The following is a 20,881-nucleotide window of genomic DNA, read 5'->3' as shown; positions in this document are numbered from 1 at the left end:
CCCTCCTTGGGCGGCGCGCCGAAAAACATCCTGAAGGGTTTTCGATTGCGGCGAGCGCGGCGTCAAACTCATTCCGTCCTGAACATGGCAAATCGTGTCGCAGCCGGACGGGATGGGAGGTCTCTTATCTCCGCCTCAAGGGCTTTTCAAGCAAAGCAAAAGCCGATCCGGTACGGTTTGGTACGGGATCGGCTTTTTTGAAGAGCAGAAATGTGGTCAGGCCCAGGGGCGGACCGAGGCGTTTGCCTTTTCGAAGGTATCGATAGCGCCCGAATGTTCGAGCGTCAGACCGATATCGTCCAGACCGTTCAGCATGCAGTGACGCTTGAATTCATCGATCTCGAAGGTGATCGTGCCGCCATCGGGGCCGCTGATTTCCTGACTTTCCAGATCGATGGAGAGAACGGCGTTCGATCCGCGCGATGCATCGTCCAGCAGCTTTTCGAGGTTCTCGGGGCTGACGACGATCGGCAGGACGCCGTTCTTGAAACAGTTATTGTAGAAGATGTCGGCGAAGCTGGTGGAGATCACGCAGCGGATGCCGAAATCGAGAAGCGCCCATGGCGCATGTTCGCGCGAAGAGCCGCAACCGAAATTGTCACCCGCGACAAGAATCTGGGTGTTCTGATAAGCGGGCTTGTTCAGTACGAAATCCGGATTGGGCGAACCATCCTCGAGATAACGCGACTCGGCAAAGAGGCCCTTGCCGAGGCCGGTGCGCTTGATGGTCTTCAGATAGTCTTTCGGAATGATCATATCGGTGTCGATATTGACCACCGGCATGGGCGCGGCAACGCCCGTCAGCTTGGTGAATTTTTCCATCTGTCGCTTCCCGTGTTTCCCTTCAACAAAATCCGGGGCTGGTTAAAGCTCACCGGACGTGTTCTGCCGGGAAATACTGCAAAACTCATCACTTTAGAAGCGCAAACCCGCGTTCTTCGGTACGCCGCGCGCGGCGCTCTGGCATTTTTGCCGACTTGAGACGATCTCAGAGATCGATAATCGTGCCCTTGCCGTCGTTCCAGACGCGCATATCGCGCTGGTTACGGGGCTTAACCGGAACAGGGGCCGGCTTCAGACGCGCGGAAAGCAGGCGGGCAGCACTGAGAACCGCGAGCACGCCGATGAAAGCGACCGTAAGCGACGCGGTGAAAAGGGCGACTATCGCCAGAATTGCAATGCCGGATGCGGCGATGAAAAACGAACGTATGCCTTGCATGATCCAAACCTTTCTATCCAGACGAATGTGGGCCTTCTTCTTCCGGCTTGCAAGAGGATTCAGTGGATTGTCAGCTTGCAGATGTCACAAAAGCTTGACACAAGTGCGGCATGGTCAACTTTTCCGAAAATATTCTTGTGAGACCACGTCGTTCGTTGCTCTCCGTGCCGGCCATCAATGTCCGGGCACTGGAAAAAATCCACGATCTCGATTGTGACGGAGTGATCCTCGATCTGGAGGATTCGGTCGCGCCCGGGATGAAGGACGAGGCGCGGGACAATCTGCAAAAGCTGTTTTCGGAAGGGCCTTTTGCAGCGGGCGAGACCATTATCCGCATCAACCCGCTTTCCACGCCCGACGGTAAGGCGGATTTGCAGCTTGTGCTTTCCTGCCGGCCGGATGCAATTCTTTTGCCGAAGGTGGAGCAGCCGGCCGATATTCACGAGGTGGCTGATCTTCTGGCCGAGGCGGATGTGCCGGAGCACCTGAAAATCTGGGCGATGATCGAAACGCCGCTTGGTGTCCTAAATGCCGCCTCGATTGCTGACGCGGCCCACACGCCGGATGCGCGGCTTTCGGCTTTTGTCATCGGGCTCAACGATCTGCGTAAGGCAACGCGGGTGCCGGCCCTTCCTGGACGCACTTATCTCGTGCCCTGGATGATGCAGGTGGTGCTTGCCGCCCGTGCCTATGGTCTGGATGTCATCGACAGCGTCTCGAACGATTTCCGCGATATCGCCGCTTTCGAAGCCGAATGTGAGCAGGGTCGCGCCATGGGGTTCGATGGCAAGATGCTGATCCACCCGGTCCAGATCGAGCCGGCCAATCAGCGCTTCGCCCCGGACGACGCCGCTGTTGCGGAAGCCCGCGAGATCATTGCCGCTTTCGCAAAACCCGAATCTGTGGAATTGAACGTCATCAACATGAACGGGCGGATGATCGAACGGCTGCATGTGGGGCAGGCCGAAAGGCTGGTCGCCATGGCCGATATCATCGCACAAAGAGAGGCAAATAAGACGTGAAGGTCTATCGTTTCATAACCGGTCCCGACGACGCGAAATTCTGTCACCGGGTCACCGAGGCGTTGAACAAGGGTTGGGAACTCGCGGGTTCGCCGAGCTATGCCTTCAACGCCGCAAGCGGCGTCATGCATTGCGGCCAGGCCGTGACCAAGGTGGTCGAGGGCAAGGAATACCATCCGGACATGAAGCTCGGCGAGCAGTGAGCGGCGGTAGCCGCCCCGATCAGCGATCGGCGGCGGCCTCGTCGGCGCTTTCTTCGATCCGCTCCATGTCGTCGTCCGACAGGCCGAAATGGTGGCCGATTTCGTGGATGAGGACATGGGTGATGATATCGCCCAGCGTTTCCTCATTCTCGGCCCAGTAGTCGAGAATGGGACGGCGATAAAGCGTGATGCGGTTCACCATCTCGCCCGTTTCCATGGTGAAACGTTCGGAGATGCCGCGTCCTTCGAACAGTCCGAGAAGATCGAAGGGTGTTTCGAGCGCCATGTCTTCGAACACGTCATCGGTCGGAAAATCGGCGATCTCGATGATGAGATCTTTCGTCAGTGCGCGAAATTCTTCCGGCAGGTGGCCATATGCCTCGATCGCAAGCGACTCGAAGGCGGAAAGTGTCGGCGCATGGCGGTCCCGCCAATCGTCGGTCTGGTCTATGCGGGCCATTTCTGCTCCTTGTTGGAAGGCCCATATAAACACTTGCTGGACAAATTTCGAGACCCGACTGCTTCACCTGCCGAAAAAGCATGAAATTCTTGGCGTTACAGTTACTTTTCAAGCCGTCGTCATCTTGACATAAACGGGCGTCTCGCGTAATCGGCACCCAAATTGATGGCGTAGTGCGCCTTCTGTTTATTCCGCCCCTCAAAAGGCGGCTTCACCGGCAGACATTCAAAGGGGCATTCAGTCCTGACGGATTTCCGCTACTCCGACTGATAAAAAGACGGCCAGCTTGCATTTGCGGGCAGAGCCGGAACGAACATGAAAGGATAAAAAATGTTCGCAGTCATCAAGACCGGCGGTAAGCAGTACCGCGTAGCGGCCGACGCCGTGCTGACCATCGAAAAGCTGGAAGCAGAGGCAGGCGCAACTGTAGAATTCACCGAAGTTCTCGTTGTTGGCGAAGGTGCCGACGCCACGTTCGGTGCTCCCTTCGTCAAGGGTGCCATCGTCAAGGCTGAAGTTGTCGAGCACAACCGCGGCAAGAAGGTCATCGCCTTCAAGAAGCGTCGTCGTCAGAACTCCAAGCGTTCGCGCGGCCATCGTCAGCATCACACTGTCGTCCGCATCACGGACATCGTTGCTGCCTGATCGGCGCGACACGGGAAACAAGGTTTAAAGGAGAACTCCAATGGCACACAAAAAAGCTGGCGGTTCCTCGCGTAACGGTCGCGATTCCGAATCCAAGCGCCTTGGCGTAAAGAAGTTCGGCGGCGAAGCTGTCATTCCAGGCAACATTATTCTGCGTCAGCGCGGCACGCAGTGGCATCCGGGCGCCAATGTTGGCATCGGCAAGGACCACACGATTTTCGCACTGACCGCAGGTAACGTGAACTTCCGTACGAAGGCCAATGGCCGCGTATTCGTATCCGTGGCACCGAAAGCGGAAGCCGCAGAATAAGCCGGTAAGCGTCATATGCAGCCGGTGTCCCATCGACCCGGCTGAGACGTATCAGGTTCAGTCAAGAAAACAGGGGAGATGGGGCACCACCCAACTCCCCTTTTTCTTTAACCCCAAGGAGGGACTGAACCATGCAAGCTGAATTGTTGAGGGTTGACCAATCACGGTCACCCGAGGAACGGCCGAGGCCCGATCGGTCGAGGAGCGATTGCCCCGTTTTACTGTCGCAGAGGCTGGTTTTGCGCAAGCCTCACGAAGAAGACATCGACGCCCTTGCCCATCTTGCCAACAATGCCAATATCGCGACCATGGTGTCGCGTATGCCGCACCCTTACACGGCCAAAGACGCCGCGGATTTTGTGCGACGCTCCAAAGCTGGCGAGATTGGCAAGTGCGTCTATGCGATTACCCGCATGGACAATGGCGAGTTTCTGGGCTGCTGCGCGCTCGAACCCCAGGAAGATGAAAAGACGCTGGAAATCGGTTACTGGCTGGGGGAACCCTACTGGAACCGGGGTTACATGACGGAAGCAGCGCATGCGCTGATCGACATGGCCTTCCGCACGCGTGAAATCGACCAGATCGATGCCCGTTGCCGGGTCACCAACATCGCGTCGCGCCGCGTCATCCAGAAATGCGGTTTCCAGTTCCAGGGCTCCGGCATGGTCGGTTCGCTGGCGCTTGGCGGCATGGTGCCGGTCGAATGGTACAGGCTGGACCGCAAGACCTGGGTTTCGCTGAAGAGCTGGGGGGACATGGGATGAGCACGATAGAGCTTACCCGTCGCCGCGCCGCCACTGCCGTGGCGCCGCCCGGCCCCTGCCCTGTCATCGAGACAAAGCGTCTGGTGCTGCGGCCGCAGCGGCTTTCCGATGCCGGCAGCATTGCGGAATCGCTTGGCGATTTCGCTGTGACCAGAATGCTGGCCCGCGTTCCCGCGCCCTACCACAGGCAGGATGCGCTGGAATGGCTGGTCTTGCGCACTTCTGGCACCCTGCCCGACTGGGATTTCGCCATTACCAGCGGCGACGATACCCTGATCGGTGTCGTCTCGGTGGAATTGCGGCACGGCGAGTGGCATCTCGGCTATTGGCTGAACCGCTTCTACTGGGGCAAGGGTTACATGACCGAGGCGGTGGCCGCCGTGGTAGAGCGGTTCTTCCGCCGCATGCCGGGGGTGACCCTTCACTCCGGCGTATTTGCGGATAACCCCGCTTCGCTGCGCGTGCAGGAAAAACTCGGCTTCCGTGTGACCGGTTGCCATCAGGTCTACGCCACGGCGCGCGCCGCCATGGTGGCGCATATCGGTACCATGATTAAGGCTGAGGATTTCATTCAGCCGCATCGTACTTGAGGAGCATTGCAAGGCCGGTTTGATCCAAACCGGCCTTGTCTCGCGCATGGGCTTCCCGCACGATAGTCTTTGACCTCGTGAAGAAGCGCTTGTATTCGAAACGACGATATTTTTGTTCGACGCAACGGCAAGATTGTTGCGTCCGCAAACCGACAGAACGGCAGTCCGATGAAATTTCTCGATGAAGCAAAAGTCTATATCAAGTCCGGCGACGGCGGCGCGGGCGCCGTTTCCTTCCGGCGCGAAAAATTCATCGAATTCGGCGGTCCTGACGGTGGCGATGGCGGACGCGGCGGCGATGTCTGGGTTGAGGTGGTCAACGGCCTCAACACGCTGATCGATTTCCGTTTCCAGCAGCACTTCAAGGCCTCGATCGGACAGCACGGCATGGGCAAGACCCGCACCGGCGCCAAGGGTTCGGATGTGGTGCTGAAGGTACCCGTCGGTACGCAGATCTTCGAGGAAGACAATGAGACGCTGATCGTCGATCTGACGAAGGAAGGCCAGCGCTTTCGTCTTGCCGCCGGCGGTAATGGCGGTTTCGGCAATGCCTATTTCAAGTCGTCGACCAACCAGGCCCCCACCCATGCCAATCCCGGCCTCGCAGGCGAGGAAAAAACAGTCTGGCTTCGCCTGAAACTGATCGCCGATGCCGGTCTCGTCGGTCTGCCCAATGCCGGCAAATCCACGTTCCTTGCGACGGTCACCCGTGCGCGGCCGAAGATCGCCAACTATCCCTTCACCACCCTTCATCCGAACCTGGGCGTCGCGACCATCGATGGCCGTGAATTCGTGCTGGCCGATATTCCCGGCCTCATCGAAGGCGCGCATGAGGGTGTGGGCATCGGTGACCGTTTCCTCGGCCATGTGGAGCGTACCCGCGTGCTTCTGCATCTCGTTTCCGCGCAGGAAGAGAAGGTCGGCAAGGCCTATAAGACCGTTAAGGCCGAGCTGGACGCCTATGGCGGCGGGCTGACCGACAAGCCGGAAATCGTGGCGCTGTCGCAGATCGACGTGCTCGATGAAAAAGAGCTGAAAAAGAAGGCCAAGGAACTGGAGAAGGCCTGCGGCCGTCCCCCGCTACTTCTCTCCGCTGCCGCCCATATCGGCATGACGGAAGCGTTGCGCGCCCTTCGCGATATCATTGTCTCGGCGAGCAATGGCGGCGAAACCGCCCTGCCCGACCGGTCGATGCCGCATGAGGACAGCGAGGCCGAGGAAGAGGACGACCGCCTATGAGCCTGACGCGCAAGCCGCTGGCGAGCCATCACCGGATCGTCATCAAGATCGGATCGGCGCTTCTGGTGGACCGGAAGACCGGTCTCAAGAAAGACTGGCTCGACGCCATCTGCGAGGATATCGCCGCGCTGAAGAAAAATGGCGCTGATGTGCAGGTGGTGTCCTCGGGCGCCATCGCGCTTGGCCGCACCGTGCTTGGCCTGCCCTCCGGCGCATTGAAACTGGAGGAAAGCCAGGCGGCGGCGGCTGTCGGCCAGATCGCGCTTGCGCGGGCATGGTCGGAAAGCCTGTCGCGGCATGAGATCGTTGCCGGCCAGATTCTTCTGACGCTCTCCGATACCGAAGAGCGTCGCCGTTATCTCAATGCGCGCGCCACCATCAACCAGTTGCTGAAGATCGGCGCTATCCCGATCATCAATGAAAACGATACCGTGGCGACCACCGAGATCCGTTATGGTGACAATGACCGTTTGGCGGCGCGTGTGGCGACCATGACGGGCGCCGATCTTCTGGTGCTGCTTTCGGATATTGACGGGCTTTACACGGCTCCGCCGCATCTCGATCCCGACGCGAAATTCCTTGAGACGATTGCCGACATTACGCCCGAAATCGAGGCCATGGCAGGCGGTGCGGCATCCGAGCTTTCACGCGGCGGCATGCGTACCAAGATCGATGCGGGCAAGATCGCGACCGCTGCCGGCTGCGGCATGATCATCGCCTCCGGCAAGACGCTTAATCCTTTGAAGGCTATTGAAAACGGCGCGCGCTCCTCATGGTTTGCGCCTTCGGGCACGCCGGTGACGGCGCGCAAGACCTGGATTGCCGGGCAATTGCAGCCGGCCGGCGAAATCCATGTGGATGCCGGTGCGGAAAAGGCTCTCTATGCCGGAAAAAGCCTGCTTCCGGCGGGCGTGCGACTGGTGAAGGGCAATTTCGGCCGTGGTGACGCAATCGCCATTATCGGTGCGGAGGGCCGTGAAGTCGCTCGTGGTCTTGCGGGTTACGATGCTGAAGAGGCGCGTCTTATCATCGGTCACAAGTCCAACGAGATCGAGGCGATCCTCGGTTATGTCGGGCGGGCGGCCATGATTCATCGTGACGATCTGGTGATGACGGGCGCTGCCGTCAAAGTTAAAAATGCAAAGAAGGATGAGGTCCATGCCTGAACAGGCCGTGAAGCAGAGCCATGATATTGACGCGCTGATGATCACCATCGGCGCTCAGGCGAAAGCTGCTTCGCGACCGTTGTCCATCGCCGGCACAGACCAGAAGAACCGCGCGCTGCTTGCCATGGCCTCTGCCATCGAAGCATCCAGGGATGCGATCCTTGCCGCCAACAGGAAAGATCTGGCCGCGGCGGAAAGCGCAGGCCTTGCCGCTTCCTTCGTGGACAGGTTGACCCTCAACGATGCAAGGATCGCCGGTATTGCCGAAGGCATCCGTTCGGTTGCGGCGCTGCCCGATCCGGTCGGTGAAGTCATCGCCGCCTGGGATCGTCCGAATGGGCTGAAGATCGAGCGCGTGCGCACGCCGCTCGGCGTCATCGGCGTGATCTACGAAAGCCGCCCGAATGTGACCGCGGATGCCGGCGCTTTGTGCCTGAAGGCGGGCAATGCCGTCATCCTGCGCGGCGGCTCGGATTCGCAACATTCATCGCGTGCTATCCATGCCTGCCTCGTGGAAGGCCTGAAGATCGCCGGCCTTCCCGAGCATGCCATTCAGCTGGTGCCGGTGACCGACCGCGCCGCTGTCGGCGCGCTTCTGAGTGGATTGAACGGCACGGTTGACGTTATCGTGCCGCGCGGCGGCAAAAGCCTCGTGGCGCGGGTGCAGTCGGAAGCCCGCGTGCCGGTCTTTGCGCATCTGGAAGGCATTTGTCATGTCTATATCGACAAATCGGCCGATCTCGACATGGCGAAACGTATCGTCGTCAATGCCAAGATGCGCCGCACCGGTATTTGTGGGGCGGCCGAAACGCTGCTGGTGGATGCCGCTGCCGTTTCCACGCATCTTACGCCGCTCGTCAAAGCCTTGATCGAAGCCGGCTGCGAAGTGCGCGGTTCGCAGGCCGTTCGCGATGTGGTGGCGGGTCTCACGCCGGCGACGGAAGAGGACTGGCGCACCGAATATCTCGATGCGATCATTTCGGTCGCCGTGGTGGAGGGTATTTCGGGCGCGATCGAGCATATCGGCACCTATTCGTCCAACCACACCGAGGCGGTGATCGCCGAAGATCCCGATGTGGTCGCGCGTTTCTTCAACGAACTCGATTCGGCCATTCTGCTGCACAATGCTTCGACACAGTTTGCGGACGGCGGCGAGTTTGGCATGGGTGCTGAAATCGGCATTGCCACCGGCAAGATGCATGCGCGCGGCCCGGTCGGCGTCGAGCAACTCACCTCGTTCAAATACCGGGTGCACGGCACCGGCCAGACACGGACCTGATATTTGCCGGCTGACAAGCGCCTCGACAGACGTTATCTCACCATGCCGCATGTGGAGCGCGGCATGGTCGTCGGCCTGTTCGGCGGTTCTTTCAATCCGCCGCATGCGGGTCACGCGCTTGTGGCCGAGATTGCGTTGCGCAGGCTCGGTCTCGACCAGCTCTGGTGGATCGTCACACCGGGCAACCCGCTGAAAAGCCGCTCGGAGTTGGCGTCTCTGGAAGATCGCATCGCCGCCTGCGAAAAGCTGGTCCACGATCCGCGCATCAAGGTGACGGCCTTCGAAAAATCACTGGGGATGAGCTATACGGCCAATACGCTCGCCAAGGTGAAGGCGAAAAATCCGCATGTCCGTTTCATCTGGGTCATGGGAGCGGACAATCTGAAAAGCTTCCATCGCTGGCAGAAATGGCGGCGGATCGCCGAGACATTCCCGATTGCCGTGATCGATCGGCCAGGCTCCACGCTCTCTTATCTCTCATCCACCATGGCGCAGGCCTTCAGCCATGCACGGGTGGATGAGGACGATGCCGGCGTTTTGTGGAAAAAAGCGGCCCCTGCCTGGGTTTTCATTCACGGTCCGCGCTCGACGCTCAGCTCCACGGCGTTGCGCAACGGTCGTAAATGACGCCTTCGATCACAAATGATGTATGTGCCGGGTGTCGAAGGGTCCATATCTTGAAAAGTTAATGCTTTGATGCCACCTTCATTGTGTGACGCAGAGAATCGCGTCGCCAGTACCTGTTTTGTCATTCTTGGAAAGGAAAACCTCTGACAACAGTACACGCCAAGGGAAGAGCATTTGTTGCTATCCCGAAGGGCCAGGACAGTGGCGCCGATGCCGCCGGCCATGCCCTCGAAACCGTCCTCGCGAGCCTCGAGGACTCCAAGGCTGAAGATATCGTCTCTCTCAACATTGCCGGAAAATCGGCGCTTGCGGACTACATGGTCGTGGTCTCCGGGCGGTCGAACAGGCATGTTTCGGCGATTTGCGAGCATCTTCTCAAGGACATGAAGGATGAAGGGTTCGGAAACGCCCGCGTCGAAGGTCTCGAGACCGGAGACTGGGTGCTGATCGATACCGGCGACATCATCGTTCACGTGTTCCGCCCGGAAATCCGCGCCTTCTACAACATTGAAAAAATGTGGGCGACGCCGGACATGCCGGAAGAGACGCTGCATTGATGCGGTGAGCCTTTGAGCGAGTGCATCGCTTTTGCCGAAGATCATATCTGACTTCGGAAACGGTGCCTCTGGCCGGAAATCTGACCGGCCGCATAGGAATCCGCAGGCTATGCTGTTAAGAGCGTGACCCTGTTGGGTCACGACGAATGCAGGTTTGCGATGCGGATTTCAATTTTTGCGGTGGGACGGCTGAAATCCGGCCCCGAAAAGGATCTTGCGGCCCGTTATATCGAGCGCCTGGCAAAGACCGGCCCGGCGATCGGGCTGGAGTTTTCGCGGGTGATCGAGGTTGCCGAAAGCCGCGCTTCCAATGCAGAGACCCGCAAGCGCGAAGAAGCCGCGATGCTGGAAAAACATCTGGTTGACGGAGCAGCCCTCGTCCTGCTGGACGAGCGCGGAAAGGCGCTGGACAGTCCTGCCTTTGCTTCATTCTTTGGCGATTTGCGCGATAGCGGCAAGCGAGACCTCGTGATCGCCATAGGCGGAGCCGATGGGCTCGATCCCGCGCTTTACGACAAGGCGACGGCCGTTCTCAATCTCGGCAAGCTGACATGGCCGCATCAGATCGTTCGTATCCTGATCGCAGAGCAGCTTTACCGTGCCGTCACGATCCTCTCCGGTCATCCCTATCATCGCGTTTGATCGGGTTTCGATTCGGATAATTGTCTCAATTTCAACATGAAGCTCCGCGACACCGCTGACAGCGCACGGCTTTGGCGGCGGCCTTTCCAGGGCCTCTTGGAAGATCGCGGCAAAATCCCTAATATCGGCGCTTCTGCTTCGGCATCAAAGAAAGTTCACATGGACAACAGGCCTCAACGAAAACGGCACGCTGCCCTTGCGGGCGCGGTTATTGCTGCTTTCGTCATGGGCATCGGTCCGACCTATTCGCGGGACGATGCGGGCGCCGTTCCTGCCGCAGGCGATGATTCGTCGCCGGATGCGCTGCAAACGCTGGAGAAGCGCCGCGACCAGAACCGGCAGGATCTGGAGGAGCTGGTCGACAGCATCGGTCTTTCGGAAGACAAGACAAGGAAGCTTGAGGAAAGCATCGCCTCCCTCAATCAGGACAGCGCCCGCATCCGGGAGGAGCTGATCGCATCGGCTGCCCGGCGCAAGGCGCTGGAAACCAAGATCAGCGACGGTGAGGATCGCCTGGCCAAGCTTTCGGTGCGCGAGGATGGCGTCAAGGCGTCGTTGCGGGAAAGACGCGGTGTGCTGGCGGAGGTTCTGGCGGCGTTGCAGCGCATGGGCCGAAACCCGCCCCCCGCCCTTCTCGTCTCGCCCGAGGATGCGCTGGCGTCCGTGCGAAGCGCCATTCTTCTCGGCGCCGTCGTGCCCGGCATTCGCGGTGAAACCGACAAGCTGGTCGCCGCTCTCAAAGAATTGACCGATCTGAGGCAGGCAATCGCTCGCGAAAAGGACGATCTTACGGGTATGATGACGGCAAGTCTGGAAGAGGAAAAACGCCTCGACCTGCTGATTGCCGAAAACGATCGCAAGAACACCCAGACGGCGGCGGAGCTGGAGGCGGAACGCAAGCGATCCGAAGAGCTCGCGAGCAAGGCGACGAGCCTCGAGGGGCTGGTCAGTTCGCTTGAAGGCGAGATTACCTCGGTGCGGGAGGCGATGGAAAAGGCGCGGGCGGAAGAGCAGCGCCTGGCCCGTCTTTCGGAGGCGGAACGCGAAAAGGAGCGGGCCGCGGCCGAGGCTGGAATGCCCGATAAAAACCGTATTGCGCCCGCATATCCCTTCGCGAGTTTGAAGGGAAAGCTGGAGCTGCCGGTTACCGGCGAAGTGCTGCGGCGCTTCGGCGATGCGGATGGAACGGGCCACTTTTCCAAGGGAATTGTCGTCGCGAGCGGACCGGAAGCCATCGTGACGGCGCCTGCAGACGGGTTCGTGGTGTTTGCCGGAGATTTTCGCAGTTATGGCCGGATGATCATCCTCAATACGGGTGATGGATATCATGTGGTGATGACGGGCATGGACAATGTGAGGACGCGGCAGGGAATGTTCGTGTTCTCCGGAGAGCCCATCGCCTCCATGGGTGCAAAAAGAGTAGCGAGTGCAGCAGCATTGGCGCTGGAAACCGACAGGCCAACGCTCTACATTGAGTTCAGGAAAGATGGTGTACCGGTTGATTCTCAACCATGGTGGACCGCAAAAAATACCGGAAGGGCGCACAATGATTCGTAAGGTTTCGCTTCTCCTTATCGGTGGGCTTATGGGCGCCACGGCGATGAGCGTGATTTATTCGGCGAGCATGCCGGCACAGGCGGCCGGGCCTTCGACCTATAAGGAACTGTCGATCTTTGGCGATGTGTTCGAGCGCGTGCGCGCACAATATGTGACGCCGCCGGATGACGAGAAGCTGGTGGAAAATGCCATCAACGGCATGCTGAGCTCGCTCGATCCGCATTCGAGCTTCATGAATGCCAAGGATGCCAACGACATGCGCACCCAGACCAAGGGTGAATTCGGCGGTCTCGGCATCGAAGTGACCATGGAGAATGAGCTCGTCAAGGTCATTACGCCGATCGACGATACACCGGCTTCCCGCGCGGGCATTCTGGCCGGCGACTTCATTTCGGAAATCGACGGTACGCCGGTTCGCGGCCTGAAGCTGGAACAGGCGGTCGAAAAGATGCGCGGCGCGGTGAAAACGCCGATCAAGCTGACGATCATCCGCCAGGGCGCCGACAAGCCGCTCGAATTCACCGTCATGCGCGATGTCATTGCCGTGCGGGCCGTCAAGTCCCGCGTCGAGGGCGACAATGTCGGTTATCTGCGCGTCATCTCCTTTACCGAGAAGACCTATGACGATCTCGAAAGGGCGATCAAGAAGATCAAGGCGGATGTGCCGGCCGACAAGCTGAAGGGTTATGTGCTCGACCTTCGCCTCAATCCGGGCGGTCTGCTCGATCAGGCGATCAATGTCTCCGACGCCTTCCTCGAGCGCGGTGAGGTCGTTTCGACCCGTGGCCGTAACCCCGACGAGACCCGCCGCTTCAACGCGACGGCAGGCGATCTGACCGATGGCAAGCCGGTAATCGTGCTCGTCAACGGCGGTTCGGCTTCGGCTTCGGAAATCGTTGCCGGCGCCCTGCAGGATCTGCGCCGTGCCACCGTGGTCGGCACGCGTTCCTTCGGCAAGGGTTCGGTCCAGACGATCATTCCGCTCGGCGAGGCGGGCGCGCTGCGCCTGACCACGGCGCTCTATTACACGCCGTCGGGTAAATCGATCCAGGGTACGGGCATTGAACCTGATATCAAGGTGGAGCAGCCATTGCCGCCCGAGTTGCAGGGCAAGGTGACCACCGAAGGTGAATCCGGTCTTTCCGGCCACATCAAGGGCCAGAGCGAAACCGACGAAGGTTCGGGTTCCTCCGCTTATGTTCCGCCGGAAGCCAAGGACGACATCCAGCTCAACTATGCTCTGGACTTGTTGCGCGGCACCAAGACGGATCCGTCTTTCCCGCCGAACCCGGAAAAGGCTGTGGTCAACAAGCAGTAAGATAGTGCGCCGGTCAGCCGGCGCATTCCATCTATTGCCCAACCGTTTGGACGGATCGTTCATTGCCTTCGGACCTACGAAAACCGCTTCTGGGTCGTCAGAAAAAAAGCGCCGGTATCAACCGGCGCTTTTCCGTCATTATGGCTCTGTCGGTGCTTGCGGTTTTCTCAATCGGCGGCCTGTCCGTCTATACGGCGCTTTCGCCCGGCAATTTGCAGAAGACGGCGGCCGGACCGGATGCACTGTCTCAGCTTGCCGAAAAGACACCTGAAATCGCACCGGCCGATGTAACGGCTCCCGGCGACGCCGCCGGTATCCAGCCGCAAAGCGGCCGCTCCGGCGCCAATATCAATCGCGAGACGATGCCGGATGGCAATGTCGTATCGGTGTACTCTCCCCGCCCGCGCGAGGGCGACGGGCCTGTTTTGATGAGTGGCCAGACCTATGGTCAGGATCCGCGCATGGCGACGCGACCCAATGAGGAACTGCTGGAAGAAACTGCGTTTGGCAAATTGCCGGTTGTCGGTGCGGATGGTTTGCGGCCGATGGAGCAATATGCGCGGCCCTGGTCTGGTGCACGCGGCACCCGGGTGGCGATCGTGGTCGGCGGGCTGGGTCTCAGCCAGACGGGGTCGCAAAAAGCGATCCGGGAGCTGCCGCCGGAGGTGACGCTCGGTTTTGCCGCCAGCGGCAACAGCCTGCAGCGCTGGATGCAGGAAGCGCGCCGACAGGGACATGAAATCCTTCTGCAGATACCGCTTGAGCCTTTCGGTTACCCCGGCACCAATCCCGGCCCGGACACCCTGCTGGCGGGTGATCCCGCCAAGGTCAACATCGACCGGCTGCATCGCTCCATGGCGAAGATCACCAATTACACCGGCATTATGAATTATCTCGGTGGGCGTTTCCTTGCCGAGCAGGCGGCGCTGGAGCCGGTAATGCGCGATATCGGCAAGCGTGGCCTGCTGTTTCTGGATGATGGCTCTTCAGCGCAGTCGCTGAGCGGCGGCATTGCCAAGGCGATTTCCGCGCCACAGGGTTTTGCCGATATTCTGCTCGACGGCGAAGTCACCGAAGCTGCCATTCTGCGCAAGCTGGACGAGCTGGAACGAATTGCGCGGCGTAACGGCCAGGCGATCGGCGTTGCTTCGGCTTTCGATGAAAGCGTTGCCGCGATCTCCAAATGGTCGCGCGAGGCTGGCGGGCGCGGCATCGAGATTGTCGGTGTTTCTGCGCTTGTTTCCGGGCAGGCAGGGCAGTAAACCTTGCGTGCGGCCATTTCTGGCGCTCAGACAGTGCGGGTTTCCCATGACAATCAAAGCAGAAGATTTGCCTTACCGTCCCTGTGCGGGAATTATGGTGCTGAACGCCGAGGGCCTTGTCTGGGCCGGCAGGCGCATCAAGGAAGGCAATTCCGAATATGATGGCTCACCGCATCTGTGGCAGATGCCGCAGGGCGGCATCGATGACGGTGAGCGGCCTTTGACGGCCGCCATTCGCGAACTCTACGAAGAAACAGGCATGAAAACGGTGAGCCTGCTTGCGGAGGCGAGCGACTGGATTCACTATGACCTGCCACCCGAACTGATCGGTATCGGTCTCAGGGGCAAATATCGCGGGCAGGCACAGCGCTGGTTTGCGTTCCGTTTCGAAGGCGACGAAAGCGAGATCCAGATCGATCCGCCGCCGACCGGGCACACGGCCGAATTCGATGCGTGGGACTGGAAGCCGATGGAAAGCCTGCCGGAGCTCATCGTGCCGTTCAAGCGCGCGGTATACGAACAGGTCGTAGCGGAGTTCCAGCACCTTTCCGGCAAATAAAAAAGGCGGCCAAGGCCGCCTTTTCTGTTTTGTCGCCAGTGCTTATTCCGCTTCGTTGGCGGAATCGGCGTTGAGCTGGCCGTATTTTTCCTCGCCGATCTTGCCGAGCAGTTCGAGCTGGGTTTCGAGAAAGTCGATATGGCCTTCCTCGTCGATCAGCAGTTCTTCGAAAAGCTTCATGGAGACGTAGTCTCCGGCCTCATAACAGATATCACGCGATTTCTTGTAGGAGGTGCGGGCGTCATATTCGCCGGCAAGGTCGGATTCTAGAACTTCCTTGACGTTCTGGCCGATGCGCAGGGGCGCGACGGTCTGAAGGTTGGGATGGCCTTCGAGGAAGATGATGCGTGCGACCAGCTTGTCGGCGTGCTGCATTTCCTCGATGGATTCAGCACGTTCCTTTTTGGCGAGCTTCGTGTAGCCCCAGTCTTCCAGCAAACGATAGTGAAGCCAGTACTGGTTTACCGCACCGAGTTCGAGAAAAAGGGCCTCGTTAAGCCGCTCGATGACTTTTTTGTCGCCTTTCAATGTCCGCTCTCCTGTTCTCTTCATGGAATTGCTTCAGGCGGGACATAAAATCAAAAACATCGGCCTCAGTCGAGTGGCGACGGGCATGATATTCTTCAGTGGTTTTGATGATCAGGTCGACAACGGTGGGGAAACAGCCGCAGCAGCGGCCACGTTTTTCCATAGCGTGATACACTTTTGCAGGAACGATGAGCTGCCAACAGTCCTCGTCGAGGAGCTCGTTGATGACGTCCCGGATATCGTGATCGGTGATGTAATTGCAGCTGCAAACCAGCATGATGGACTGCCTGTATGACGCAACACGTTGTTTTCGTTCTTAAACCAAAACAGGACAGCAAATGTCAAGAAAAACCTCTTAATGAGTCGCCAAGGATTTTCTAGACTCATTCTAAACTATACAAAAACTATCGTATTTTCATTAGTTTAGGCGGCACGTCATTCCAGTATTTCATCTTCAAGTTTTTGTGCGCGGCAAAATTATCGAAGCTAAGATCACGGAAAGTTTACTGGGTTCAGGCGGCCGGGAAGGCAGGATCGACGGCCTCAGGCGAAATATTGTCCGCCATTGGCCGTCATGGTCGAACCGGTGATGAAACCCGCCTCGTCGGAAACCAGAAACAGAACGCAGCGCGCGATTTCTTCCGGCTCACCCAGCCGTCCAACGGGAATTTGCGGCACGATCCGTTCCGCCAGAACCTTCTCCGGTATCGCTCTCACCATCTCGGTGCCGATATAGCCGGGGCAGATGGCGTTGACGGTGATATTGCGGCTGGCGCCTTCCTGGGCGAGCGCCTTGGTAAAGCCGATGTCGCCCGCTTTCGAGGCGGAATAATTGGCCTGTCCCGCCTGGCCTTTCTGGCCATTGATGGAGGAGATGTTGACGATGCGGCCGAAGCCGCGGTCGCGCATGCCCGGCCATACAGGGTGGGTCATGTTGAACACGCCGGTGAGGTTGGTGTCGATCACCTCGCGCCATTGCTGCGGCGACATTTTATGGAACATCGCATCGCGGGTGATGCCGGCATTGTTGACGAGCACCTCGACGGGACCGAAGGTCTCTTCCACCCTGGCTATGCCATTGACGCAGGCGTCATAGTCGCGCACATCCCACTGAAAAGCGGGGATGCCAGTTTCTTTCTGGAATGCTTCCGCCCTGTCCGTCGTGAAGGCGTAATTGACGGCCACCCGGTAGCCGGCCGCCTGCAGGACGCGGGCGATTGCGGCGCCTATGCCGCTCGTCCCGCCGGAAATCAACGCAACCCGGCTCATATAGGCCTCCATGACCTGTCATTGAAGCGCCTGCATATGCGAGGATGCTTCCATATCTTGCAGAACTTGTTCGTCGTGCTCACCGGCCACAGAAATGCGGCCAATGGGAGGCCGCTTTTACCCTATTGCGCGCTGAACCGGAATTGCTTTTTGGCAAGTCGTGCGGCGGTTTCAGAGTGCTTCGATGCACATGGCGACACCCATGCCGCCGCCGATGCAGAGCGTTGCGAGACCCTTCGACACGTTACGGCGGCGCATTTCGAAAATCAGGGTGTTGAGGACGCGCGCGCCGGAGGCGCCGATCGGATGACCGATGGCGATCGCCCCGCCATTGACGTTGACGATAGCAGGATCAAGGCCAAGTTCGCGCACCACGGCGCAGGACTGGGCCGCAAAGGCTTCGTTGGCTTCCACAAGGCCAATATCGCTGATCGACCAGCCGGCCTTGGCCAGCGCCTTGCGGGAGGCAGGGATGGGACCGGTGCCCATGATTTGCGGATCGACGCCTGCCGTCGCCCAGGAGGCGATACGGGCGAGCGGCCTGATACCGCGCTTTCCTGCTTCCTGTTCCGACATCAAAAGCGTGGCGGCGGCGCCATCGTTCAGACCGGAGGCGTTGCCGGCTGTGACCGTCCCTTCCTTGTCGAAGGCGGGGCGCAGCTTGGCCATGGTTTCCAGCGAAGCTCCGGCGCGGATATGCTCATCTGTATCAATGACGATATCGGCCTTACGGCCCTTCACCGTGAAAGCCACGATCTCATCTGCAAAACGGCCGGCGCTTTGCGCGGCTTCGGCCTTGTTTTGCGATGCGACGGCGAATTGGTCCTGCTCGTCGCGGGAAAGCTGCCATTGGCGGGCGATGTTTTCAGCGGTGATGCCCATGTGGTAGCCATAAAAGGCATCGGTAAGGCCATCTTTCAGCATGGTGTCGATCATCTTGAAATCGCCCATCTTCACGCCGCCGCGCAAATGGGCGCAGTGGGGAGCCATGGACATGGATTCCTGCCCGCCGGCAATGACGATGTTCGCGTCGCCGGTCGCGATCTGCTGCATGCCGAGGGCCACGGCGCGCAGGCCGGAGCCGCAAAGCTGATTGAGGCCGAAGGCGGTCGCTTCCTGTGGAATGCCCGCCTTCATGGCAGCCTGCCGCGCCGGGTTCTGCCCCTCGCCCGCCGTCAGGACCTGACCGAGAATGACTTCATCGATTTCCTTCGCCGCGACACCGGCGCGCTCCAGCACGGCGCTGATGACGGTCGCCCCGAGCTCATGGGCTGGCGTATTGGCGAAGTGGCCATTGAAAGAGCCGACGGCTGTGCGCGCGGCGCTGGCAATCACGATTGAAGGCAGGGTCATCAGTTTTCTCCTCACTTGCGGGCGGAGACTGGCAAAGCTTTCAATACAAGTCAAATGGCGAAAGTTGCTTTAAAAGATGTTGCTAAATCACGCCGAAATCTTGCGGAAAATTGCTGCGCAAAAAACAAACTGTTGCGATGCACAAAACATTTGTCAGAGGGCTCGTTTTGCGCATACACTTTGCGGCGGGAAGAGCAATAACACCAAAAAACAAGAAAATACCATCATCGCGAGGAGGCGGGCATGGCGAAACACGACGGCGAAACAATCATTAAAAAATACGCCAACCGGCGGCTCTACAATACCGGCACCAGCACCTATGTGACGCTCGATGATCTGGCGCAGATGGTCAAGCGCGGCGAGGACTTCAAGGTTCAGGATGCCAAGTCCTCCGAAGACATCACGCATGCGGTGCTGACGCAGATCATCGTCGAACAGGAGGCCAAAACCGGCAATACGTTGCTGCCGACGGCGTTTCTGCGGCAATTGATCTCCTATTACGGCGACCAGATGCAGATGGTCGTGCCGACATTTCTCGAACATTCGATGAAGACCTTCTCCGACCAGCAGAGCCAGATGCAGGAGCATATGGCCAAGGCTTTCGGCGATGGTTCGCTTGCCCGCAATTTTCAGGCGCCGCTGCAAATGATGGAAGAGCAGATCCGCCGCAATACGGAACTGTTCCGGCAGGCGATGCAGGGTTTCACACCTTTCGCAATGCCGCAGGCGCCAAAGGAAACCCGCAAGCCGAATGCATCCGAAATCGACGAGCTGAAGGCGCAGTTGCGCGCATTGCAGCAAAAGCTCGATCAGCTCTGATCCTGTCGGGCCGATGCCCGGTTTCAGCAAACCGCATCGGCTTTTGCTTCAGACTTTCAGCCTGTCGTTCTTTCCGGCACGCGCAGCAACAGCAGTAAGCCGGATCCCAGAAATACGATGAGCGTCGCCATGCCGATATGGGCGGAGCCGCTTATTGTGGTTGCTATGGAAAACGACAGCGTCGCCATGAAGCTGGTGGCGCGTCCGGAGAGCGCATAAATGCCGAAATAACGGCCCGCCTCCGCCACGGTGATGTTGCGGGCGAGATAAGATCGTGACGAGGCCTGAACGGGGCCGAAGGCAAGGCCGATCAACACACCATAAAGCAGATAGGCCTTTTCCGCGCCGGTGGCGAAGATGCCGCCATTATCTGCGGTCGACAATTGTATCCAGCCGAACAGGGTGGAGCCCTTTTCCGTCGAGACGATTCCGAGCGTTGCCAGCAGCAGAAGTACCAGACTGATGAGGATGGTGATGCGCGAACCTAGTTTCTGGTCGACGCGCCCGGCGGCAAAGCAGCCGGCAATGGCAACGATATTGAGCAGAATTCCGAAGAGGCCGATTTCCATCGTTGCCCAGCCGAACATGCCAGCAGCGAAGGCCCCGCCGAGAATGAGAACGCCATTGACGCCATCCTGATAAAGCATGCGCGCAATCAGAAACCGCAACAGCACGGGGCGGTAGCGCAGCTCGCGTAGCGTGATCTTCAGTTCCCCCAATCCCGAGCGGATCGCGGCTGCGAAGGGCAAGCCCTTTTCAGCATCGGGAGTGAGAATAAACATCGGCAGAATGAAGATGAGATACCAGAGCGCGGCGAGCGGGCCGGTTATTCTGGCATCCTCGCCGGTTGCGGGATCGAGGCCGAAAAGAGGTTTGATACCGGCGATGGTCACACCGGTCTGTGGATTGGCGGCCAGAAGCGTCACCACGGCAATCAGCACCACCATGCCGCCGAGATAACCGAGCCCCCAGGCGAGATTGGAGATGCGCCCGACATTTTGCGGGTTGGTCAGGCGCGGCATCATGGAATCGTTGAAGACGATAGAAAATTCCGCCGCGATGGAGGCGAGGATCATGCAGACGATCGGAAGGATGAGCGGCGAACCGGGTGCGGCAAACCAGAGGAAAAAGAGACTGACAATCTTGATGACGGCAAAGAAGGCGATCCACGGCTTGCGTGCGCCGGACTGGTCGGCGATGGAGCCGAGAATGGGGGAGAAGAGGGCGATGATGATCGAAGACACCGTTGCCATATTGCTCCATGTCGCCTGCGCTGAAATCGGATCATCGGTGAGCCGTGCGACGAAATAAGGCCCGAAAACGAAGGTCGTGACGACCGTGAAAAACGGCTGCGCCGCCCAGTCGAACATCACCCAGCCCCAGATGCCGCGTTTGGCAACCACTGTTTCCGCATTTGGGGAAGGGACAGTCATTCATCGTCCTATCGGAAAATCGGGAAATAAAATGCGCGATGCGGGTGCATCCATTTTGTC

At 59.0% G+C, this 20,881-nt stretch carries 25 protein-coding genes; 17 read left to right on the top strand and 8 right to left on the bottom strand.

Features of this window, described 5'->3' with window-relative positions; genetic code table 11:
• Positions 1-216: 216 nt before the first annotated feature.
• Together leuD and ACQZ5K_RS11420 are read right to left on the bottom strand one after the other, a co-directional pair.
• Positions 217-822, bottom strand: coding sequence for a 3-isopropylmalate dehydratase small subunit (leuD, locus tag ACQZ5K_RS11425; RefSeq protein WP_448740400.1), 606 nt, complete (start codon positions 820-822; stop codon positions 217-219).
• Between the two features lie 166 nt (positions 823-988).
• Complete coding sequence (locus ACQZ5K_RS11420) at positions 989-1,219, bottom strand: hypothetical protein (protein WP_003520256.1); 231 nt, start codon at positions 1,217-1,219, stop codon at positions 989-991.
• A 110-nt stretch (positions 1,220-1,329) separates the two neighbouring features.
• Between ACQZ5K_RS11420 and ACQZ5K_RS11415 the strand changes: the two genes are divergently transcribed.
• The gene (locus tag ACQZ5K_RS11415) at positions 1,330-2,241 is read left to right on the top strand and encodes an HpcH/HpaI aldolase/citrate lyase family protein (RefSeq protein WP_448740399.1); all 912 of its coding nucleotides are present in this window, start codon (positions 1,330-1,332) and stop codon (positions 2,239-2,241) included.
• Positions 2,238-2,444 carry a DUF1737 domain-containing protein gene (locus ACQZ5K_RS11410; RefSeq protein WP_003505258.1) on the top strand — a complete coding sequence of 69 codons (207 nt, stop codon included), beginning with the start codon at positions 2,238-2,240 and terminating at the stop codon, positions 2,442-2,444. Before ACQZ5K_RS11415 ends, ACQZ5K_RS11410 begins: the two co-directional genes overlap by 4 nt.
• 19 nt (positions 2,445-2,463) lie before the next feature.
• Here the strand turns inward: ACQZ5K_RS11410 and ACQZ5K_RS11405 are convergent, their stop codons facing one another.
• Positions 2,464-2,904, bottom strand: a complete 441-nt coding sequence (locus ACQZ5K_RS11405; protein WP_003520258.1) for a metallopeptidase family protein — start codon at positions 2,902-2,904, stop codon at positions 2,464-2,466.
• A 330-nt stretch (positions 2,905-3,234) separates the two neighbouring features.
• Here ACQZ5K_RS11405 and rplU point away from each other — a divergent pair, with 330 nt between their 5' ends.
• The 14 genes from rplU to ACQZ5K_RS11335 all read left to right on the top strand — a co-directional run bounded on the left by rplU (position 3,235) and on the right by ACQZ5K_RS11335 (position 15,419).
• Positions 3,235-3,549 carry a 50S ribosomal protein L21 gene (rplU, locus tag ACQZ5K_RS11400; RefSeq protein WP_386910712.1) on the top strand — a complete coding sequence of 105 codons (315 nt, stop codon included), beginning with the start codon at positions 3,235-3,237 and terminating at the stop codon, positions 3,547-3,549.
• A gap of 40 nt (positions 3,550-3,589) precedes the next feature.
• Positions 3,590-3,859, top strand: a complete 270-nt coding sequence (gene rpmA, locus ACQZ5K_RS11395) for a 50S ribosomal protein L27 (RefSeq protein WP_003492686.1) — start codon at positions 3,590-3,592, stop codon at positions 3,857-3,859.
• A 131-nt stretch (positions 3,860-3,990) separates the two neighbouring features.
• Complete coding sequence (locus ACQZ5K_RS11390; protein ID WP_003505256.1) at positions 3,991-4,623, top strand: GNAT family N-acetyltransferase; 633 nt, start codon at positions 3,991-3,993, stop codon at positions 4,621-4,623.
• On the top strand, positions 4,620-5,213 hold the full coding sequence (locus ACQZ5K_RS11385) for a GNAT family N-acetyltransferase (RefSeq protein WP_003520260.1): 594 nt from the start codon (positions 4,620-4,622) through the stop codon (positions 5,211-5,213). Before ACQZ5K_RS11390 ends, ACQZ5K_RS11385 begins: the two co-directional genes overlap by 4 nt.
• Positions 5,214-5,381: 168 nt before the next feature.
• Complete coding sequence (gene obgE, locus ACQZ5K_RS11380) at positions 5,382-6,452, top strand: GTPase ObgE (RefSeq protein ID WP_448740398.1); 1,071 nt, start codon at positions 5,382-5,384, stop codon at positions 6,450-6,452.
• Positions 6,449-7,618, top strand: a complete 1,170-nt coding sequence (gene proB / locus ACQZ5K_RS11375) for a glutamate 5-kinase (protein ID WP_059759775.1) — start codon at positions 6,449-6,451, stop codon at positions 7,616-7,618. Before obgE ends, proB begins: the two co-directional genes overlap by 4 nt.
• Entirely contained in the window at positions 7,611-8,897 is a 1,287-nt protein-coding gene (locus tag ACQZ5K_RS11370) for a glutamate-5-semialdehyde dehydrogenase (RefSeq protein WP_175422046.1), read from the top strand. Before proB ends, ACQZ5K_RS11370 begins: the two co-directional genes overlap by 8 nt.
• A gap of 42 nt (positions 8,898-8,939) precedes the next feature.
• Positions 8,940-9,524 (top strand): nicotinate-nucleotide adenylyltransferase, encoded by a 585-nt coding sequence (locus tag ACQZ5K_RS11365; RefSeq protein WP_127756613.1) that lies wholly within the window; start codon positions 8,940-8,942, stop codon positions 9,522-9,524.
• 113 nt (positions 9,525-9,637) lie between these two features.
• Entirely contained in the window at positions 9,638-10,081 is a 444-nt protein-coding gene (gene rsfS, locus ACQZ5K_RS11360) for a ribosome silencing factor (protein ID WP_035236703.1), read from the top strand.
• A gap of 159 nt (positions 10,082-10,240) precedes the next feature.
• A complete protein-coding gene (gene rlmH, locus ACQZ5K_RS11355) occupies positions 10,241-10,723 on the top strand; it encodes a 23S rRNA (pseudouridine(1915)-N(3))-methyltransferase RlmH (RefSeq protein WP_174039746.1) in 483 nt (160 codons plus the stop codon).
• Between the two features lie 159 nt (positions 10,724-10,882).
• Positions 10,883-12,280 (top strand): murein hydrolase activator EnvC family protein, encoded by a 1,398-nt coding sequence (locus ACQZ5K_RS11350; RefSeq protein ID WP_080857110.1) that lies wholly within the window; start codon positions 10,883-10,885, stop codon positions 12,278-12,280.
• Positions 12,270-13,598 carry a S41 family peptidase gene (locus ACQZ5K_RS11345; protein ID WP_448740397.1) on the top strand — a complete coding sequence of 443 codons (1,329 nt, stop codon included), beginning with the start codon at positions 12,270-12,272 and terminating at the stop codon, positions 13,596-13,598. Before ACQZ5K_RS11350 ends, ACQZ5K_RS11345 begins: the two co-directional genes overlap by 11 nt.
• A 62-nt stretch (positions 13,599-13,660) precedes the next feature.
• Positions 13,661-14,860: a divergent polysaccharide deacetylase family protein gene (locus ACQZ5K_RS11340; protein ID WP_448740396.1), complete on the top strand. Its 1,200-nt coding sequence runs from the start codon at positions 13,661-13,663 to the stop codon at positions 14,858-14,860.
• A 46-nt stretch (positions 14,861-14,906) separates the two neighbouring features.
• Positions 14,907-15,419, top strand: coding sequence for an RNA pyrophosphohydrolase (locus ACQZ5K_RS11335; RefSeq protein ID WP_020811992.1), 513 nt, complete (start codon positions 14,907-14,909; stop codon positions 15,417-15,419).
• A 42-nt stretch (positions 15,420-15,461) separates the two neighbouring features.
• Here the strand turns inward: ACQZ5K_RS11335 and bfr are convergent, their stop codons facing one another.
• The 4 genes from bfr to ACQZ5K_RS11315 form a co-directional block, all read right to left on the bottom strand.
• Positions 15,462-15,947: a bacterioferritin gene (bfr, locus tag ACQZ5K_RS11330; RefSeq protein WP_003520274.1), complete on the bottom strand. Its 486-nt coding sequence runs from the start codon at positions 15,945-15,947 to the stop codon at positions 15,462-15,464.
• Complete coding sequence (locus tag ACQZ5K_RS11325) at positions 15,913-16,224, bottom strand: (2Fe-2S)-binding protein (protein ID WP_003505234.1); 312 nt, start codon at positions 16,222-16,224, stop codon at positions 15,913-15,915. Before ACQZ5K_RS11325 ends, bfr begins: the two co-directional genes overlap by 35 nt.
• A 266-nt stretch (positions 16,225-16,490) precedes the next feature.
• Positions 16,491-17,216: an acetoacetyl-CoA reductase gene (phbB, locus tag ACQZ5K_RS11320; protein WP_448740395.1), complete on the bottom strand. Its 726-nt coding sequence runs from the start codon at positions 17,214-17,216 to the stop codon at positions 16,491-16,493.
• A gap of 171 nt (positions 17,217-17,387) precedes the next feature.
• The gene (locus tag ACQZ5K_RS11315; protein WP_080815507.1) at positions 17,388-18,569 is read right to left on the bottom strand and encodes an acetyl-CoA C-acetyltransferase; all 1,182 of its coding nucleotides are present in this window, start codon (positions 18,567-18,569) and stop codon (positions 17,388-17,390) included.
• A 243-nt stretch (positions 18,570-18,812) separates the two neighbouring features.
• Here ACQZ5K_RS11315 and phaR point away from each other — a divergent pair, with 243 nt between their 5' ends.
• A complete protein-coding gene (phaR, locus tag ACQZ5K_RS11310) occupies positions 18,813-19,388 on the top strand; it encodes a polyhydroxyalkanoate synthesis repressor PhaR (RefSeq protein ID WP_003520279.1) in 576 nt (191 codons plus the stop codon).
• Between the two features lie 56 nt (positions 19,389-19,444).
• Here phaR and ACQZ5K_RS11305 read toward each other — a convergent pair whose 3' ends face one another.
• Positions 19,445-20,821: an MFS transporter gene (locus ACQZ5K_RS11305; protein WP_448740394.1), complete on the bottom strand. Its 1,377-nt coding sequence runs from the start codon at positions 20,819-20,821 to the stop codon at positions 19,445-19,447.
• Positions 20,822-20,881 lie beyond the last annotated feature (60 nt).

The sequence above is a fragment of the Agrobacterium sp. 22-226-1 genome (assembly GCF_053522345.1).
The sequence above is the reverse complement of the archived record's forward strand: the minus strand, read 5'-3'. Positions and strand labels throughout refer to the sequence as shown.

Bases quoted from the DNA above. Each gene is read 5' to 3' on its own strand.
- ACQZ5K_RS11335 (WP_020811992.1), top strand. From the start codon at position 14,907: ATGACAATCAAAGCAGAAGATTTGCCTTACCGTCCCTGTGCGGGAATT.
- leuD (WP_448740400.1), bottom strand. From the start codon at position 822: ATGGAAAAATTCACCAAGCTGACGGGCGTTGCCGCGCCCATGCCGGTG.
- obgE (WP_448740398.1), top strand. From the start codon at position 5,382: ATGAAATTTCTCGATGAAGCAAAAGTCTATATCAAGTCCGGCGACGGC.
- ACQZ5K_RS11370 (WP_175422046.1), top strand. From the start codon at position 7,611: ATGCCTGAACAGGCCGTGAAGCAGAGCCATGATATTGACGCGCTGATG.
- rlmH (WP_174039746.1), top strand. From the start codon at position 10,241: ATGCGGATTTCAATTTTTGCGGTGGGACGGCTGAAATCCGGCCCCGAA.
- ACQZ5K_RS11365 (WP_127756613.1), top strand. From the start codon at position 8,940: ATGCCGCATGTGGAGCGCGGCATGGTCGTCGGCCTGTTCGGCGGTTCT.
- ACQZ5K_RS11390 (WP_003505256.1), top strand. From the start codon at position 3,991: ATGCAAGCTGAATTGTTGAGGGTTGACCAATCACGGTCACCCGAGGAA.
- ACQZ5K_RS11305 (WP_448740394.1), bottom strand. From the start codon at position 20,821: ATGACTGTCCCTTCCCCAAATGCGGAAACAGTGGTTGCCAAACGCGGC.
- ACQZ5K_RS11345 (WP_448740397.1), top strand. From the start codon at position 12,270: ATGATTCGTAAGGTTTCGCTTCTCCTTATCGGTGGGCTTATGGGCGCC.
- ACQZ5K_RS11350 (WP_080857110.1), top strand. From the start codon at position 10,883: ATGGACAACAGGCCTCAACGAAAACGGCACGCTGCCCTTGCGGGCGCG.
- ACQZ5K_RS11315 (WP_080815507.1), bottom strand. From the start codon at position 18,569: ATGACCCTGCCTTCAATCGTGATTGCCAGCGCCGCGCGCACAGCCGTC.
- ACQZ5K_RS11420 (WP_003520256.1), bottom strand. From the start codon at position 1,219: ATGCAAGGCATACGTTCGTTTTTCATCGCCGCATCCGGCATTGCAATT.
- ACQZ5K_RS11415 (WP_448740399.1), top strand. From the start codon at position 1,330: ATGGTCAACTTTTCCGAAAATATTCTTGTGAGACCACGTCGTTCGTTG.
- ACQZ5K_RS11405 (WP_003520258.1), bottom strand. From the start codon at position 2,904: ATGGCCCGCATAGACCAGACCGACGATTGGCGGGACCGCCATGCGCCG.
- ACQZ5K_RS11325 (WP_003505234.1), bottom strand. From the start codon at position 16,224: ATGCTGGTTTGCAGCTGCAATTACATCACCGATCACGATATCCGGGAC.
- phbB (WP_448740395.1), bottom strand. From the start codon at position 17,216: ATGAGCCGGGTTGCGTTGATTTCCGGCGGGACGAGCGGCATAGGCGCC.
- proB (WP_059759775.1), top strand. From the start codon at position 6,449: ATGAGCCTGACGCGCAAGCCGCTGGCGAGCCATCACCGGATCGTCATC.
- rplU (WP_386910712.1), top strand. From the start codon at position 3,235: ATGTTCGCAGTCATCAAGACCGGCGGTAAGCAGTACCGCGTAGCGGCC.
- rpmA (WP_003492686.1), top strand. From the start codon at position 3,590: ATGGCACACAAAAAAGCTGGCGGTTCCTCGCGTAACGGTCGCGATTCC.
- phaR (WP_003520279.1), top strand. From the start codon at position 18,813: ATGGCGAAACACGACGGCGAAACAATCATTAAAAAATACGCCAACCGG.
- ACQZ5K_RS11385 (WP_003520260.1), top strand. From the start codon at position 4,620: ATGAGCACGATAGAGCTTACCCGTCGCCGCGCCGCCACTGCCGTGGCG.